The sequence below is a fragment of the Acinetobacter nosocomialis NIPH 2119 genome (assembly GCF_000368085.1).
GTDB lineage: Bacteria > Pseudomonadota > Gammaproteobacteria > Pseudomonadales > Moraxellaceae > Acinetobacter > Acinetobacter nosocomialis.
The window spans coordinates 3,324,610-3,338,553 of record NZ_KB849239.1 but is presented as its reverse complement, the minus strand read 5'-3'; the positions used below and the strand labels follow the sequence as shown (position 1 = coordinate 3,338,553).

General features: G+C 41.5%; 13 protein-coding genes. 5 read left to right on the top strand and 8 right to left on the bottom strand.

What is annotated here, in order from left to right; translation table 11 throughout:
- Window positions 1-6 precede the first annotated feature (6 nt).
- From F984_RS19385 to F984_RS19375, 3 genes are all read right to left on the bottom strand, one after another.
- On the bottom strand, window positions 7-834 hold the full coding sequence (locus tag F984_RS19385; RefSeq protein WP_025469367.1) for an SAM-dependent methyltransferase: 828 nt from the start codon (window positions 832-834) through the stop codon (window positions 7-9).
- A gap of 4 nt (window positions 835-838) precedes the next feature.
- On the bottom strand, window positions 839-2,137 hold the full coding sequence (locus F984_RS19380; RefSeq protein WP_002052191.1) for an NAD(P)/FAD-dependent oxidoreductase: 1,299 nt from the start codon (window positions 2,135-2,137) through the stop codon (window positions 839-841).
- A gap of 439 nt (window positions 2,138-2,576) precedes the next feature.
- A complete protein-coding gene (locus tag F984_RS19375) occupies window positions 2,577-3,449 on the bottom strand; it encodes a pirin family protein (protein ID WP_004711542.1) in 873 nt (290 codons plus the stop codon).
- A gap of 275 nt (window positions 3,450-3,724) precedes the next feature.
- Here F984_RS19375 and ycaC point away from each other — a divergent pair, with 275 nt between their 5' ends.
- Together ycaC and F984_RS19365 are read left to right on the top strand one after the other, a co-directional pair.
- On the top strand, window positions 3,725-4,351 hold the full coding sequence (ycaC, locus tag F984_RS19370) for an isochorismate family cysteine hydrolase YcaC (RefSeq protein WP_004711540.1): 627 nt from the start codon (window positions 3,725-3,727) through the stop codon (window positions 4,349-4,351).
- 20 nt (window positions 4,352-4,371) lie between these two features.
- Window positions 4,372-5,346 (top strand): LysR substrate-binding domain-containing protein, encoded by a 975-nt coding sequence (locus tag F984_RS19365; RefSeq protein WP_004711539.1) that lies wholly within the window; start codon window positions 4,372-4,374, stop codon window positions 5,344-5,346.
- A 105-nt stretch (window positions 5,347-5,451) separates the two neighbouring features.
- Here F984_RS19365 and F984_RS19360 read toward each other — a convergent pair whose 3' ends face one another.
- A complete protein-coding gene (locus tag F984_RS19360; RefSeq protein ID WP_002052182.1) occupies window positions 5,452-6,900 on the bottom strand; it encodes an NAD-dependent succinate-semialdehyde dehydrogenase in 1,449 nt (482 codons plus the stop codon).
- The gene (gene gabT / locus F984_RS19355) at window positions 6,897-8,189 is read right to left on the bottom strand and encodes a 4-aminobutyrate--2-oxoglutarate transaminase (protein ID WP_004711537.1); all 1,293 of its coding nucleotides are present in this window, start codon (window positions 8,187-8,189) and stop codon (window positions 6,897-6,899) included. Before gabT ends, F984_RS19360 begins: the two co-directional genes overlap by 4 nt.
- A 156-nt stretch (window positions 8,190-8,345) precedes the next feature.
- On the opposite strand from gabT, the gene pdxR reads away from it, so the two are divergent.
- Window positions 8,346-9,845 (top strand): MocR-like pyridoxine biosynthesis transcription factor PdxR, encoded by a 1,500-nt coding sequence (gene pdxR, locus F984_RS19350; protein ID WP_004711534.1) that lies wholly within the window; start codon window positions 8,346-8,348, stop codon window positions 9,843-9,845.
- 64 nt (window positions 9,846-9,909) lie between these two features.
- Here the strand turns inward: pdxR and F984_RS19345 are convergent, their stop codons facing one another.
- Both F984_RS19345 and F984_RS19340 read right to left on the bottom strand, forming a co-directional pair.
- Window positions 9,910-11,352 carry an amino acid permease gene (locus F984_RS19345; RefSeq protein ID WP_004711533.1) on the bottom strand — a complete coding sequence of 481 codons (1,443 nt, stop codon included), beginning with the start codon at window positions 11,350-11,352 and terminating at the stop codon, window positions 9,910-9,912.
- Window positions 11,353-11,657: 305 nt separating this feature from the next.
- Window positions 11,658-12,206, bottom strand: a complete 549-nt coding sequence (locus F984_RS19340; RefSeq protein WP_002117406.1) for a helix-turn-helix domain-containing protein — start codon at window positions 12,204-12,206, stop codon at window positions 11,658-11,660.
- Window positions 12,207-12,274: 68 nt separating this feature from the next.
- Here F984_RS19340 and F984_RS19335 point away from each other — a divergent pair, with 68 nt between their 5' ends.
- Window positions 12,275-12,970: an AzlC family ABC transporter permease gene (locus F984_RS19335; protein ID WP_004711532.1), complete on the top strand. Its 696-nt coding sequence runs from the start codon at window positions 12,275-12,277 to the stop codon at window positions 12,968-12,970.
- On the top strand, window positions 12,967-13,290 hold the full coding sequence (locus tag F984_RS19330; protein WP_004711531.1) for an AzlD domain-containing protein: 324 nt from the start codon (window positions 12,967-12,969) through the stop codon (window positions 13,288-13,290). Before F984_RS19335 ends, F984_RS19330 begins: the two co-directional genes overlap by 4 nt.
- 40 nt (window positions 13,291-13,330) lie before the next feature.
- On the opposite strand, the gene ssb is transcribed toward F984_RS19330, so the two are convergent.
- Window positions 13,331-13,915 carry a single-stranded DNA-binding protein gene (gene ssb, locus F984_RS19325; protein ID WP_002053972.1) on the bottom strand — a complete coding sequence of 195 codons (585 nt, stop codon included), beginning with the start codon at window positions 13,913-13,915 and terminating at the stop codon, window positions 13,331-13,333.
- Window positions 13,916-13,944: the final 29 nt, after the last annotated feature.

Below are 13,944 nucleotides of genomic sequence, written 5' to 3'. Positions count from 1 at the left end.
CACATCCTATTTTTTTATTGCTGTTATTTGAATATAACGGACATATCCATATTGATAGAGTTGTTGGCACAACTTTGCAGTCATTTGAATTTTAAACTTTGCCAACCCTCGACTATGGCTTTGTCCTTGTTGATTTCGAATATATTGTGAAAAACCTAATAATACCTGTTCTGATAAATCTTCGATTTTAATATCTGTAAAACCTTGTTGTTCCAAGGTAGTTTTCAGTATGTCTTCGGTTGGCACAGCATCCCAAGTGACATCCGCTGCTTTAAGTAAATAACGATACTTTTGTCCTTGAAAGGCCGTCATGTTCTCACATGAGTCGGCACGCATTAAGTAGTGAAAACCTAATCTTCCTTTTGAATTTAAAACTGGCGTAACCGAATCGAGAAATGAATTTAAATGACTGTGATAAGCCGCATCAATACAGAGCACCACATCGAAAGGTTGTTTAAATTCAAATAGTTTTAAATTTAAAAATGAGCCACAGAAAATCTGGCTTATTTCAGGAATAAGTTTTTGAATTTTATTAACACAAGAGGTTTGTAATTCGACTGCACTCAGGCTTTTGGGGTGATAGTACTGTAACCAGTGCAATAAACTTGCGCCCTGTCCACAGCCTAAATCAAGTAAATGATCTTTTGAATTTAAATTGACAGCTTGAGCCAAATGGTCGGCCATTTGGCGACAAGCTTCACGGTAGGTTTGGGTATTTTTCCAAAAACCCAAATTTGTCCAAGCAAGCTCTTCACTATCCCCCAAACTTGATGCATCAATTGCATATTTATGGGGAACGAGGCGAGAAAGAGCTGCTTGAACTTTTGTTTTCACAATTTTAGTAACCGAGTTCTGGGGCAACTTCAACCTTAGGCTTTAATCCTACAAATGGTAAAGGTGCACCTAAGATTTCAGCAATATGCATTGCTGAAGTCACGGCTGATTCTAAAATTGGCAAACCATCACATGACCATGAACCACAGTAGAATACTTTACGGTTTGGTTCTAAGTGACGTTGCTGTAGCTCTTTGTTTAAGGCAATGGTTTGTGAGTCTACAACTGCACGCGTTAAGGTCACTTTTGAAATGATTTTTTTAGGGTCAATATCAGTCACTGGACGCCAAGTCTGAAATACAGGATTTTTACCCACAAGCGATGGCTCTACCGCGTTCATCCAAACCGTAAACTGCTGACGAGTAAACTTACGGTCCATCATATAGCTCAGCACTGACCAGTCTTTACGGCGTGGTGGCATTACTGTTGCGTCTGTATGAATAACCAAGTCGCCTTGTTCGAAACGGAACTGTTTAAGCAGATTCATATCTTCTGCAAACTGTTCAGGATTTAAGAACTCTTCAAGTTTAGATGTTGGTGTCGCCACAATAACGCGGTCAAATGTACCTTGGTCACCTTTCTCATTTTCGACCAGAACCTTTTCACCTTGTAGCTCAACTTTTTTAATTGCCGAACCGCTATGGATATCAATGCCTTTAATTAAGCTGTCTACAAATGCAGGTGTACCACCTTTCATACGTAAGAGCATGTCACCATCAGTTAAATGACGCAAAAACTCAAGAAGGTTTTTCGCAGGCCAGTCACCAATTGTTTTTGGGTTACATGTACAAATGGTATAAAGCACCGGCATTACTACACCATGCCAGAATACTTCTTCAATATCGTTCTGATTAATAAATTCAGCGAGAGTAATATCTTGATTTTTAGATTTGAAAAACTGGTGAATCGCAGTTTTTAATTGCAACATCCCTTTAACAAGACGCCAGCCATATTGCTGAATGCCTTTACGGTTATTGATAATTGGGAAATTACCAATACGACTACGAGATGTGGTTAACCATGTTTCCGTACGATCTTCGAATAACCAGCTACAAGACATGTAGGTACGTACTGGAAAAGTTTTAATACCTAAGTGTGCAGCAAGGCTAAGTGTATTTTTCCATAGATGCGGGTTCATAACACGCAATGGTGCATCAATAATCCCACCATCGAACTCAATGCTATGACTGTCCATTCCCCGGCCAGGAAGTGCTTCAAATATCGTGATTGTATGTCCTGCATCTTTCAGGATTCTTGCTGCTGCAAGTCCTGCCATTCCACTGCCAATAATTGCGATATCCAAAATGATGTCCCATTTTTCGAGAATTTTTTTGATTATCACTCATACCCTAAAAAAACACCGTATTAAAAACTACCAGATTTTTATTTTTTGCATCAATTTATATAGAAGAATTTAAACGAATTAGAGAAGCTGTCATTCATAAAATTTTACAAAAGAAGATGAGTGCATAAAAACCTATATTTTTTAAAAATTTAAAAAAATTCTTTTAAATAAAATGAGATAATTTAACTATATTTATATCATTCGTTTTACAAGCAATCCTTTTTGCGATATCATGGCATCATAATAATGAGAACTAAATCACACAAAACAATGCCGACACAATAATGATATCCATCATAAAAATAGAAACTTTACAGCGAAAAAGCCCGCTATTCACACTTGATAGCGGGCTTTTTATTACTTTGCTTTTAAAGATTTTTAAGAACAGCTTAGCAATTTATGCTTCTTGCATGATTGAACCGAATTTTCCACGATTAAAATCATCAATCGCTTCCATAATCTCGGTTTTGGTATTCATCACAAATGGTCCATAGCCTTCGATAGGTTCATTGAGTGGTTGACCAGTCAACACTAGGAATTTAGTGTCTTCTTCAGCATTTAAGCTAAACTCAACTCCCTCACGAGATAAAATCGCAACGGTTTTACCTTCAAGACGGTTTGTATCATTAATGACAACCGCACCCTCTAATATCACCACAAGTGTGGTATGCCCTTCAGGCACATAAAGGGTATGTTTTTGGCCTTTGACCAATTTACCATCCCATACGTTTAATGGACTAAACGTCGTTGCTGCACCTTTTGCATCTGCATATTCACCTGCAATCACACGCAAATGGCTACCGTGCTCGTCTAGCGCAATGTCTGGAATATCTTTAGCTTCAATCGCTTGATATTTTCCAGGGGTCATTTTTGAATGTGAAGGTAAATTTACCCACAATTGCACCATTTCAAACAAGCCGCCATGCTCTGCAAATTCAGGAGAATGGAACTCTTCGTGTAACACTCCTGCACCCGCAGTCATCCATTGCACGTCACCGGTTTTAATGGTTCCGCCACCACCACTTGAGTCTTTATGTGTCACTTCACCTTGGTAGGCAATCGTCACCGTTTCAAAGCCACGGTGAGGATGTGACCCTACACCTTGTTGTTCGGTGGTTGGTGAGAAGTTATAAGGCGCTGCATAATCCAGTAACAAAAATGGGCTTAGGGTTTGGCCTAAACGGTCATAAGAGAACAGGTTATATACAGGGAAACCATCACCAACCCAATGCATGTGGTTATTTTGATATGCACCAAGAAATTTCTTCATCTGATCTCTCCTATATATGTAGGATTTTCTTGAACTGAGATTGATTTTACGCCTCAATAATTGCAGTTTATAGATCAGGATTAGCAACACATTATTTCATATATGAGACAATCATAAAGTTTGCGGGATTCTTTAAAAGATCGTCCTATTTTTAAAATTCTTAATCCTATTTTTTAGACTTAATCACGACAATAAACTCAACTAGCATAATTTTAGGCACGAATGACCTACTTAATAATTTTGATTATTTATTTTGATAACATGAGGATATAAAAATGGCTCAAGATTACGCACGTTTAGACAAGGATAATGCTGCGGTTCTTTTAGTTGACCACCAAGCAGGTTTACTTTCTTTAGTTCGAGATATCGATCCTGATAAATTTAAAAATAATGTATTAGCGCTTGCAGATGCAGCAAAATATTTTAACTTACCGACGATTTTAACGACCAGTTTTGAAAATGGTCCAAACGGTCCTTTAGTTCCAGAACTAAAAGAACTTTTTCCAGATGCACCATTTATTCCACGTCCTGGTCAAATTAATGCATGGGACAATGAAGACTTCGTAAAAGCAGTTAAAGCAACAGGTAAAAAACAGCTAATTATTGCAGGTGTGGTGACCGAAGTTTGTGTGGCATTCCCTGTACTATCTGCACTCGCAGAAGGCTTCGAAGTGTTTGTGATTACTGATGCTTCTGGTACTTTCAATGAATTAACCCGTGATGCTGCTTGGGACCGTATGTCAAAAGCAGGTGCTCAGCTGATGACTTGGTTTGGTATGGCATGTGAGTTACACCGTGACTGGCGTAATGATGTAGAAGGCTTAGGTGCTCTCTTCTCAAATCATATTCCTGATTACCGCAACCTAATGACAAGCTATAGTTTTAATACATCGCAAAAATAAGCAGAATTGCTAAGATTAGAGTGCTTAAGCGCTCTAATCTTAAATTTAAATGGATTGATCTGACATTGATAAGCTCTTTTGATGATTTTTATTATTTCTATTTAGTCGTAAAACACGGCGGCTTTAGTGCGGCCAGTGAAGCCGAAAATATAAGTAAATCCAAACTCAGCCGACGCATTATTGACCTTGAAAATAAATTTAATGTCAGCCTGATTCAAAGAACAACCCGCCATTTTAAAGTGACCGATTTGGGCCAAGAATTTTATGAAGAATGCTGCAAAGTTATTGCTCAAGTTGAATGTGCAGAAAACGTGTTATTAAGGCAAAAAAGTGAGCCTCAGGGTCTGGTAAAAGTCAGCTGCCCGCCTTTAATGATGCATTTTCAAATTAGAAAAATTTTAAATCAGTTTCTAAAAACTTACCCTAAAGTTGAAATATCTCTTGAGCTAACGAGCCGCCGAGTTGATATCTTGCATGATGACATCGACCTCGCGATTCGGACCAATTTCGAACCGAATGAAGATTCGAATTTAATTGTTCGTGATGTGATTAAAACCGATCACTGTCTAGTGGCTTCGCCTGAATTACTACAAGGCCGCACTATTGAACATTATTCTGAATTACAAGAGTTTCCAAGTATTAGCTTAGGTACTCAAAAGCAAAACTATATTTGGCATTTATGCAATATTCGAAATGGTGAATCAGTTGATGTGCCTTATCAACCACGAATCAAAAGTAATGATTTGGCTGGTGTTTATTATTCTGTGATGGATGGTTTAGGTATTGCTGACCTGCCCTTTTTAACCGTTGAATCGGAAATTCGTAAAGGCACACTGGTTCATATTCTTCCTGAATGGAAGTCGAATATTGGCATGTTACAACTGGTTTATGTGTCCCGAAAAGGCCAACGTCTGGTGGTCGAAAAACTCATTGAAACGCTAATTGAAGAACTCAGACGTTTACCTGAAAGCCATGAAGGGTATTTGCCAACTTAAATAAAAAAACCGGTCATGAATGGGCATGACCGGTTTTTTTGTGAAACATCACATACAGCATAGCTGCATGTTTTCGTTCAGAACAAAACGAACTTGTTTTGTTCCTTACTCAGATAAGTCTACGCAGAGATATTTCATTTCGACATATTCTTCGATGCCGAATTTTGAACCTTCACGGCCTAGACCTGACTGTTTTACGCCACCAAACGGAGCAACTTCGTTTGAAATCGCGCCCGTGTTAATGCCGACCATACCGTACTCAAGTGCCTCACCCACGCGCCATTGACGAGCTGTGCTTTGAGTAAATAAATAAGCAGCTAAACCGAACTCGGTATCGTTCGCCATTGCCACTGCTTCATCTTCAGTTTTAAAGCGGAATAGCGGTGCAAGCGGACCAAAAGTTTCTTCTTTAGACACTTTCATGTCTTGCGTTACGCCAGTTAACACAGTCGGTTCAAAGAATGTACCGCCAAGTGCCGAGCGCTGACCACCGATACGAACTGTTGCACCTTTCTCAGTTGCATCTGCAATATGAGACTGAACTTTTGCAACTGCATCTTCATCAATTAAAGGGCCTTGAGTTGAACCTTCTTGACGGCCATCACCAACTTTAAGCTTAGATACGGCTTCAACCAAACGCTCTGCTAACGCATCATAAATACCGTCTTGAACATAAATACGGTTAGCACACACACAGGTTTGACCACTGTTACGATATTTACTTGCCATAATGCCCTGAACTGCTTGTTCGAGGTTAGCATCGTCAAATACCACAACTGGTGCATTACCACCGAGTTCAAGCGAAAGTTTCTTAATGGTTGGCGCACATTGTTGCATCAAGATACGGCCAACTTGTGTTGAACCTGTAAAGCTTAACTTACGAACAATATCGCTTTCGCATAGGGTTTTACCGACTTCAACCGCATCACCACTAATGTTAATTAAAACATCGGCTGGTAAGCCTGCCTGTAAAGCCAATACTTCAAGTGCATAAGCGGTTAACGGCGTTTGTTCTGCTGGTTTAACCAACATAGAACAGCCCGCAGCAATCGCTGGACCTGCTTTACGCGTAATCATGGCAGCCGGGAAGTTCCACGGCGTAATGGCAGCGGTAACACCAATTGCTTGTTTAATTACGAGCAGACGTTGATTTGGTTGAGTAGGTGTTAACACCTCCCCATCAATACGGCGCGCTTGCTCGGCAAACCAGCGAATAAATGAAGCTGCATAACCAATTTCACCACGTGCTTCTGCTAATGGCTTACCTTGCTCAGCCGTTAAAATCTGTGCCAGATTTTCTTTGTGCTCAAGCATGAGGTTGTACCATGCCAATAGCACATCAGCACGAGCCAAGGCAGTTTGCTTTTTCCAAGCAGCCTGCGCTTTTGCTGAACGGTTAATTGCAGCTTCAACCCCTGCGCGGTCATAGGTTTTCACCCATGCCAAAGTTTCACCCGTAGCAGCATCATTCACCTCGATATAGTCATTTGATGCAGGTGCTTCTAATGAAATATCAGGATGTTTTAATAAATACTGCAAATTATTTTGAATCATGCAGATTGCTCCATTGCTTTTGCACTACCTGCTTTTAGTGTCGCAAAACCTTGTTTCAAGATATCAAGAGCTTGACGGAATTGCTCAGCAGGAATGGTTAATGGATATAAGAAACGAATTACATTACCGTATTTACCACAAGTAAGAAGTAACAACCCGTTTTCCATTGCATAGTTTTGTACAACTTTTGCTTGTTCAGCAGTTTCAAGTTCTACTGCAACCATTGAACCTAATGCACGAATATCAGTGACCACCTCACCTGTTGCTTGCTGAATATCTTTAAGCGTAGCAACTAACTCGGCGCCTAACTCATTTGCACGGTCGCATAGGTTTTCTTCTTCAATCGCGTCAATCACGGCATGTGCAGCTGCAACTGCGATCGGGCTACCTGCATAAGTACCGCCTAGACCACCTGGGTTTGGCGCATCCATGACTTCTGCACGGCCCACAACACCTGAAATAGGGAAACCACCGCCCAAGCTTTTTGCCATCGTGATGAGGTCTGCTTTAGTTTCATAATGGTTCATCGCAAACAATTTACCAGTACGCGCAAAACCAGATTGAACTTCATCAGCAACAAGTAAAATACCGTGCTTGTCACAAATTGCGCGTAAACGTTTTAAGAACTCGGCTGGCACAACATTGAAACCGCCCTCACCTTGTACTGGCTCCAGTACAATTGCTGCAACGTCATGTGGCGCAATATCTTCACTGAAAATATCTTCAACGCTTTCAATTGCCGCATCTACTGAAATGCCTTTAGCAGGTACTGGATAACGTGCGTGGAACACACCCGCTGGCATAACACCAAAATCACGTTTGTAAGGCGCAGTTTTACCTGTCATTGCCATGGTCATAAATGAACGACCGTGGAAACCGTTACCAAACGTGATAATGCCATGACGACCTGTATAAGAACGGGCAATCTTCACTGCATTTTCAACTGCTTCTGCACCTGTTGTGAAAAAAGCTGCCTTCGCAGGACCAGCAATTGGCGCGCGTTCATTAATACGTTCAGCTAAAGCCACATAGCTTTCATATGGCGTAACTTGATAGGCAGTATGCGTAAATTTAGTAAGTTGTTCAGTCACCGCTGCAATTACTTTAGGGTGGCGATGGCCTGTATTTAAAACCGCGATACCACCAGCAAAGTCGATAAATTGGTTGCCTTCCTTGTCCCAAAGCGTGGCATTTTCAGCTTTTTCCGCATACCACTGACACATCACGCCTACACCACGTGGAGTTGCTTGCTGTTTACGTGCGTTAAGTGCAGAATGTTGATTATCCATTTGATTCCCTCATATTTTCATCATCAGTTGCAGCTTTGGTTTCTTGCATCCTGTGCTTAATTTTCAGGGTGCTTTACAACGACTGCCTATGCATGTAATTTCGCTCGTCTGACGCCAACTGACGAGAGCCACTTTTTAACTGTAGGAGAGAGCCAATTGCGTAGTTTACTTGGAGATCATTTGCTGCAACGACTCCAACAGGACACTGAAGGGAAACTACATCAACGCCTTTTCCGTTGCCTGCGTAGTGCCATTATTGATGGAGTCATCCAGCCGAAGACTCGTCTACCTGCATCACGCGATTTAGCCAGTGAAATTCATGTTTCGAGAAATACGGTACTGAGCGCCTACGAACAACTACAGGCTGAAGGCTACTTAGAAGCACGGACAGGACATGGCACTTGGGTTGCCGAAAAGTTACCAGAGAGTTTTTTAAATACACAAAACAAGAAAAAAGTAGTTTCTAGTCCAAGTGTTCAAAGTTCTTATGCCCTCTCGCAGCGTGGTTCAAACTTATTAGGCTATGCTGCGGCCTCGCCACATCAATGGGGTGCTTTTGTTCCGGGAGCACCCGATGTTACCGAGTTCCCTCATCATATTTTTAGCCGTATTCAAGCACGCTTAAGCCGCGAACCGGACATTAACCGCCTGATTTATAGCAACGCTGGTGGCTGTATAGAGCTTCGAAGTGCGTTGGCAGATTACTTACGTGTTGCACGTTCAGTTCAGTGCGATGCAGACCAGATTATTATTACCGAAGGCATTCATCAAGCGATTGATTTAGTCTCACGTGCACTCAGCGATATGGGAGATAAAGTCTGGATTGAAGATCCCGCTTATTGGGGAATGCGTAATACATTACGAATTAATGGCCTCGATATTCAGCCCATGCCTGTCGATGCTGAAGGTATTATTCCTGAAGAAAATCCGGCAAAGCCGCCTAAACTCATTTTTGTCACCCCTTCACACCAATATCCGCTTGGCTCACATTTAAGCCTTGATCGACGCAGACAATTGATTCAAATCGCACGTCAGCACAATAGCTGGATTGTAGAAGATGACTATGACAGTGAGTTCCGTTTCTCGGGCCAGCCTTATCCATCTTTGCAAGGCTTAGAAAATAACGCACCTGTTTTATATATGGGCACGTTTAGTAAAACCATTTATCCATCTTTAAGAATTGGATATTTGGTCGTCCCTAAGCCGCTATTTTCACCGCTACGTATTGTCGCAGCTGAGCTTTACCGTGGTGGGCATTTGCTTGAGCAAAAGGCTCTCGCTGAATTTATTCGTGAAGGCCATTATGAAGCGCATATTCGCCGTATGCGCCTGCTCTATGGTAAACGCCGTGACTACTTGGTGAGTTTAATTCAACGCTACCTTGGCCCCGAATTTATTCATGAATATGACGAAGCAGCAGGGTTACATCTGGTTTTAAAACTGCCAAACACTTGTGATGATGTCGCGATTGCGGCGACTGCGCTTGAACGTGGTGTCAAAGTTCGTCCACTTTCACAATACTACATGCAGTCGCATGCACACGCCGAACGTGGACTGCTGATGGGCTTTGCCTGTGTAAATGAAAAAGACATGGTGATGGCTTTTGGTGTGTTGCTCCAGTGTTTACGTGAAGCAGGTGTACCTACGCTGAATTAAAGATTCTTGCGTATTAAGACAAACAAAAAGAGCCTCACAGTGAGGCTCTTTTTTATTTAAAAATTTAAACTAATTTTTCTTCATGGCTATGAGTTAAATGTGTCGCTCTACGCTCTTTACCCCAACCTAGCTTTTCAGACAACAATCCGAAGAACACAATAATGCCGAATAGCGCTGTAGTGTAAATCACTTCTTTAAAATAAGTACCTTCAATCAACATGGTAAGAATTGCACCAATAATTGCAAAGATCACCAGGTAAGTTAAGTAAGGGAACATCCACATTTTAAAGTCAATTTTCACGCCTTCAGCTTCTAATTTTTTACGCATACGAAGCTGAGAATAAGCAATGGTTAAGTACACATATAGTGTTGCTGCACCAGTCGTTAGCATGAAAAAGTCATACACATCCATACTCTTGGTTGCAGTTAAAATCACGGCAATTACAGAGAAGAAGCATGACACAATCACGCCCACCCACGGACTACTTTTACTGTTTACAGAACCAAAACTTTTCGGTGCATCACCACGTTTAGACAACGAGAATAACATTCGTGAACATGTGTAAAGCGCCGAGTTAAAACAACTACATACCGACGTTAACACTACAAAATTTACGATATGGCGCGCGCCCGGAATACCAAGAGCAGACAACGTAACGCTATAAGTACCCCAAGTCGAATCTTTCAAAAGTTCATTATTGTGAGGAATTAAACATACCGCAACAAACATTGATCCAACGTAGAATAAAATAATTCGCCAAACCACAGAGTTTGAAGCTTTACGAATTTCTTTAGATGGATTTGCAGACTCTGCCGCTGCTACAGTCACAATTTCAGCGCCAATATAGGCGAACATCACCCCAAGCAAGGCGGTAATCACTGATGAACCACCATTTGGCATAAAGCCTTGAGAGGTTAAGTTACTAATACCAGATGCAGCCGGATTGCCCCAAGGCCATAAATGCATGATCGCTAAGCTACCAATCACAAGGAAAACAACAATCGCGATCACTTTGATGAGTGCAAACCAGAACTCGAATTCACCATAATTCTTGACGTTTTGTAAATTAACAGCAACCAGTGCACCAATCACCACGGTCATATAGACCCAGATCGGTATAAACGGGAACCAGTTATTTAAAATTTTTCCTGCTACATAAGCTTCCCAGCCCATGAGCATTGCCAGTGTACACCAGTACAACCAACCAATTGAAAATCCTGCCCAACGGCCAATCGCACGATCCGCATAAGTTGAAAAAGAGCCACTGTCGGGATTTAAAACGGCCATCTCGCCTAACATACGCATGATGAACCAAACGAGTAAACCACCTAAAGCATAAGTTAGAAAAACCACCGGACCAGTGTTGTAGATAATACTGCCTGAGCCAACAAAGAGAGAACCACCAATAACCCCAGCAATCGAGATCATGGTTAAGTGGCGTGATTTAAGTCCATGTTTTAAACTTTGGGAGTGATTGGCTTCAGAACCATTTTGATGAGCTGCCATATCATTTTCCTTAATATATGGAGGATATCGGCTAGTCTCGGAAATCCTCCGAAGCCAAAAAATATCCCCTAAAAATTTAGCCGTTCTGCTCAACTCCTAAAACAGAAAATTCACTGAGCTTATCCGGCGCTTCCGTATGCATACTTCCAATGGCTTTAATTTGTCGTTTCGGCTCTCAAGAAACGAGAGCCATTTTTGTAATAAAAGAGAGAGCCAATTGCAAAATTTATACGCAAAATTGGCCCTTTTTGTATTAAGTGAGGCTAAATAGCTTTTAGTTTTTATTTTAAGCAGTTTGAAATACTTTAGTTTTGTTCAGAAATTAATAACGCTTTTGTGCCTGTTTCCAAGGCTCTAAATATATGTTTTTGATCAGCTGGATAACAAATATAATCTCCGACGCCAAGCTCAACCGCTTCATCAATTAAACCCACCAAAGCTTTACCTTCAACCACGATAATATGTTCTACAGAACCGACCGGATGTGGTTCTGAAAGTCGATCTTCACCCGGTTCAACAATCAATAAATACACATCTCGACGCGCATGGGGTGGACAGGTCGCCAACAAAATTGCTTTGTAATTGGCAATCTCCGAACTCACCGTTGGCCCATCGCCACAGCGAATGACTTGCACTTGATTGCTCGGTTCTTCCATCAGACGTGCAAATGGAATATTGAGTGCAACACAAAGTGCCCATAAAGTTTCAATGCTAGGGTTACCTTGCCCTGCCTCTAATTGAGAAAGTGTAGATTTGGCAACACCTGCACGGCGTGCAACCTCTGCCAATGAAAGCCCTGCTCTTTGGCGTTCACGCGTTAAACCTTTGGCAATAATTTCAATTGGCTGAGACATTCACCACACCCGTTCTATAAAAAAAACGATCGTTCGTTTTGACAAAACAATCAGACTTATTCATTATAATGGAAAATCGTTCGTTATATCATGCTATGTCTACATACTCTCTGATTAAAAAACTTAGTAAAGACACTACTCGCTCGATTTTCTTTGTGTGTCTAGCAACCAGCGTGGTTGGTATGTCTTTAGGTTCACTCGCTGCAAGTTATGGCTTAGCACTCTGGATTCCACTTTGCCTGTCCGTATTTGTGCTCGCAGGAACTGCTGAATTTATTTTTATTGGATTCTTGGCGGTAGGTGGTAGTCCAATTGCGGCTGCAATTGCAGGACTACTCGTCAATTTAAGACATCTACCTTTTGGCATTGCGGTCAATGAACTGATCCGAGGCAAATTCTCTCAGTATTTTGGGTCTCACATCATGAACGATGAAAGCGTTTTGTTTGGCATGGCACAACCTGACTTCGAGACAAAAAAAGCTGCTTATTGGTTGTGTGGTATAGGCATTATGCTGACTTGGCCACTGGGTGTCACGGCTGGCTATTTTATTGGGAGTGCTATTCCAGACCCAAAAACATTTGGTTTAGATGCCATTTTTCCTGCCATTTTAATTGCTCTTACTTTTAATGCTTTAAAGAATAAATCGACTCGAAAAGCTGCATTTGCCGGATCAACTTTAGCACTGATGACTACACCTTTTTTAGCCCCAGGGCTTCCAATTCTGATTTCGCTTTTTGGCTTAATATGGGGTAGAAAGAAATGAGTCAACAGTTACTTATTATTTTAGGTATAGCTCTACTTGCACTTGGAACGTATGGTATTCGTTTTGCTGGTTTCCACTTAGGTGCCAAGTTTTCGTTTTCTGAAAAATACCAAGTTTTACTCTCAAACGGCGCAACCGTTTTGCTCTGTGCCATTGCGGTGTCCACAACATTTTTTGAAGGCCAACATTTCGCAGGTTTCGCGCGTATATTTGGGGTGGCACTAGCACTGTTCTTGGTTTGGAAAAAAGTTCCGCTTTTATTGGTGATTTGTTTGGCCGCTGTTGGCACGGCACTTCTACGTTTGCTAGGAATTGAATAATAAAAAAGGCGAGATAAACTCGCCTTTTTTGAAACTTTGATTAGAACGGTAAATCGTCGTCTAAATCAGCTGGTGCAGACGCTGGTTGTTGCGGCGCTTTAGGAGCAAAACCACCACCTTGCGGGCTGTTGCCACCATTACCGAAACCACCTTGGCCACCATAACCACCGCCATTGTTTTGACCGTAGCCGCCACCTTGGTTGTTATTTTGATAACCGCCACCTTGTTGAGGTGCGTTAAAACGTGGTTGGTTAAAATCATTACCGCCAGCGAAACCTTGTTCACCTTGTTGACGAGCATCTAACATTTGCATCTGGTCGCCACGGATTTCTGTAGTGTAACGTTCCTGACCATTTTGGTCTGTCCACTGACGCGTACGTAATGAACCTTCGATATAAACCTTAGAACCTTTACGTAAAAACTGCTGAGCAATTTCCCCTAAACGGTTATGCAAAACAATACGGTGCCATTCTGTTTGTTCTTTACGTTCACCTGACGTTTTATCGGTCCAAACTTCACTTGTCGCGATTGAAAACTGGGTTAACGAGCCCCCATTTGGAAAAGTTTTTGTTTCAGGATCACGACCCAAAGTACCAACCAAAATAACCTTATTTACACCACGCATTAGCTGTCTTCATCCTATTCATTTCTATG

What these genes read in the sequence shown, in the direction of transcription:
- ycaC (WP_004711540.1), top strand. Translation starts at nt 3,725, where the DNA reads ATGGCTCAAGATTACGCACGTTTAGACAAGGATAATGCTGCGGTTCTT.
- F984_RS19340 (WP_002117406.1), bottom strand. Translation starts at nt 12,206, where the DNA reads ATGTCTCAGCCAATTGAAATTATTGCCAAAGGTTTAACGCGTGAACGC.
- gabT (WP_004711537.1), bottom strand. Translation starts at nt 8,189, where the DNA reads ATGGATAATCAACATTCTGCACTTAACGCACGTAAACAGCAAGCAACT.
- ssb (WP_002053972.1), bottom strand. Translation starts at nt 13,915, where the DNA reads ATGCGTGGTGTAAATAAGGTTATTTTGGTTGGTACTTTGGGTCGTGAT.
- F984_RS19330 (WP_004711531.1), top strand. Translation starts at nt 12,967, where the DNA reads ATGAGTCAACAGTTACTTATTATTTTAGGTATAGCTCTACTTGCACTT.
- F984_RS19335 (WP_004711532.1), top strand. Translation starts at nt 12,275, where the DNA reads ATGGAAAATCGTTCGTTATATCATGCTATGTCTACATACTCTCTGATT.
- F984_RS19345 (WP_004711533.1), bottom strand. Translation starts at nt 11,352, where the DNA reads ATGGCAGCTCATCAAAATGGTTCTGAAGCCAATCACTCCCAAAGTTTA.
- F984_RS19375 (WP_004711542.1), bottom strand. Translation starts at nt 3,449, where the DNA reads ATGAAGAAATTTCTTGGTGCATATCAAAATAACCACATGCATTGGGTT.
- F984_RS19360 (WP_002052182.1), bottom strand. Translation starts at nt 6,900, where the DNA reads ATGATTCAAAATAATTTGCAGTATTTATTAAAACATCCTGATATTTCA.